1 protein-coding gene is annotated in these 2,838 nt (G+C 74.7%); it reads right to left on the reverse strand.

The window, feature by feature from the left end; all coding sequences use genetic code 11:
* Positions 1-2,838: beta-ketoacyl synthase N-terminal-like domain-containing protein (locus GT354_RS11975; protein WP_272923807.1), on the reverse strand; the 2,838-nt coding region annotated here is incomplete at both ends.

The following is a 2,838-nucleotide window of genomic DNA, read 5'->3' on the forward strand; positions in this document are numbered from 1 at the left end:
GTCCAAGCGGGCGGCGAGGCGGTCGACCGCGGCCACCGCGGCGGCCCGGTTCGCGCCGCGAAAGCAGAACAGCTCGGCCGGCCACGCGGCGTCGGCGCGGCCCAGGTCTCGGTCCGCCGCGCGATCCGAACCGGTGAGCACCGCGTGGAAGTTGGTTCCGCCGAACCCGAACGCGCTCACCCCGGCCACGCGTTGCCCGGCGGTTCCCGCCCAGGGACGGGCGCGATCGTCGAACACGAACGGGCTCGTGTCCGGGTTCCAGCCCGGACCGGGCCGGCGCAGGTGCAGGGTGGGCGGCCGGACCCCGAAGTGCACCGCGAGCGCGGCCTTGGCCAGGCCGGCCAGACCGGCGGCGCACTTGGTGTGGCCGATCTGGGACTTCACCGAGCCCACCGCGCACGTGCCCGGTGTCGCGCCCTGCTCGGTGAACACCGCGGTGAGGGTGTCGAGTTCGGCCCGGTCGCCGACCACGGTTCCGGTGCCGTGCGCTTCGACCAGGCCCACGTCGGCGGGCGAGACACCGGCCGCGTGATACGCGCGTTCCAGAGCCCGGCGCTGGCCCTCGGGACGCGGGGCGGTCAGGCCGAGCGAGCGGCCGTCGCTGGACCCGCCGACGCCCTTGACCACGGCGTAGACCCGATCCCCGTCGCGCTCCGCGTCCGCGAGCCGCTTGAGCACGACGCACACCGCGCCCTCGCCCAACGCGATCCCGTCGGCGTCCGCGTCGAAGGTCGCGCACCGCCCGGACGGCGAGAGCGCCCGGACCGACGAGAACATCAGGAAGTCGTTGACCCCGTTGTGGGTGTCCACCCCGCCGCACAGGACCAGATCGCTGGACCCCGTATTGAGCTCCTTGCAGGCCAGGTCGAGAGCCGCGAGCGAGGCCGCGCACGCGGCGTCCACGGTGTAGTTCACCCCGCCCAGGTCGAGCCGATTCGCGATCCGGCCCGCGATCACGTTGGCCAGCACGCCGGGAAAGGAGTCCTCGGTGGGCACCGGCAGTTGTTCGTCCAGGTCGGCCGGCAGCGGCCCGAACCACCCCGGGTACAGCGACCGGAAGCCGTACGCGCCGGCCAGGTCGGTACCCGCCTCGGCGCCGAAGATCACCGACGTCCGGTCCCGGGCGAACGTCCGCCCCTTGCCGTAACCGGCGTCCGCCAGCGCACCGGACGCGACGTGCAGCGCCAGGAGTTGGGCCGGTTCGATCGACGCGAGCGACGCGGGAGCGATCCCGTACGCGGTCGCGTCGAACGGGATCGCCGGCACGAAACCGCCCCACTTGGACGGGGTCTTCCCGGCCGGTACCGAGCCCGGCTGCGCACCCTTGACCGACCCGCGCGCGACCGCGTTCGGGTCCGTACTCGGCGCGAAGTAGTGCTGCGTGTCCCAGCGTTCGGGCGACACCTCGGTCACCGCGTCGGTGCCGGCCAGGATGTTGCGCCAGTAGGTCGCCAGGTCGGGGGCTCCGGGCAACACGCACGCCATCCCCACGATCGCCACGTCCTGCGGACGCATCGCGGCCGGTTCCCGGGTCGCGCCCAGCTCGCGGGCGCGCCGGGCCAGCCACGCGGTCGAGCCGGCGGTGACCTCGGTGTGCAGCGCGGCGATCGTGGTCGGCGCGGAGCGCATCACCGCGGCTTGGCCCAGCATGTACATGCCCTCGCGATGCTGCGCGTCGGTGTCCACCGCCACCAGGTCGGCCGCCTCACGGCGCAGGCCCTTGCTCGCGATCCGCAGCCGGCCGAGGTTGAGCTGCTCCAACTCGGCCCACATCGACCGGGACGGCACGCCGCGCGCCTCCAGATCGCGGCGGGTGTGCTCGAACGCGGCCACGAACGGGGTGCCCGCGCAGCGGGTCGCATGGCCCGGCGCGGTCTGCAGGAGCGTGGTCGACTCGCACTGCACCGCCGCGCGCTGGAAGCCGGCCAGGATCGCCCCGCCGTCCACCGCCTCGTGGGTGAACAGATAGGCGGTGCCCATCAACACCCCCACCGTGGCTCCGAGTTCGACCAGCGGCGCGGCCGCGGCCGACACCATGGCGGCGGAACGCGCGTCGTGTACGCCGCCCGCGAAGAGCACGTCGAACTCGGCGCCCGCGCCGGAGCGTTCGGCGAAGGTCAGCAACTCGTCGATCTGCGCCTCCCACAGCGGGAAGCTCGCGCGCGGCCCGACGTGGCCGCCGCACTCCATGCCCTCGAAGACGAACCGCCGCGCACCCTCCCGCAGGAACTGCGCCAGCAGGCCCGGGGAGGGCACGTGCAGGTAGGTGCGGATGCCCACCGCCTCCAACGGCGCCGCCTGGCCGGGCCGACCGCCCGCGATCAGCGCGTACGGCGGCCGGGCGGCGAGCACGGCCGCGAGCTGCTCGTCCCGCAGCTCCGGCGGCGCGAAGCCGAGCAGGCCCGCGCCCCACGGCCGGTCGCCGAGCAGTCCGGCGGTGTCGTCGAGCAGGTCACGAACCTCTTGACCACGCATCAGGGACAGGGCCAGGAAGGGCAGTCCGCCCTCGACGGCCACCGAGTGGGCGAACGCGGCACGGTCGCTCACCCGGGTCATCGGCCCCTGGACCGGGCGCGGCGCGGAGCCCTGCCGGGCTGCGGCGGCGAGGTGTCCCACGATCGCCTCGCGCACGGCGTGCACCACCCGGCCGACCGTGCCGTAGCGATCGGCGAATCGGCCGGCGAGCGCGCCGTCCTGCCCGACCGGCAGCAACTGCCGGTGCAGGCCGCCCGTGCCGAGCGCGGCCGCGAGGTCGTCGCCGGCCGCCGCGACCAGGCGCGCGACCGGTACGTCCGGCCGTTGGTAGACCCGATGGCCCGCGACCACGACAGTCTCGCT

It is taken from the genome of Streptomyces sp. SID3343 (assembly GCF_009865215.1).
Classification (GTDB): Bacteria; Actinomycetota; Actinomycetes; order Streptomycetales; family Streptomycetaceae; genus Embleya.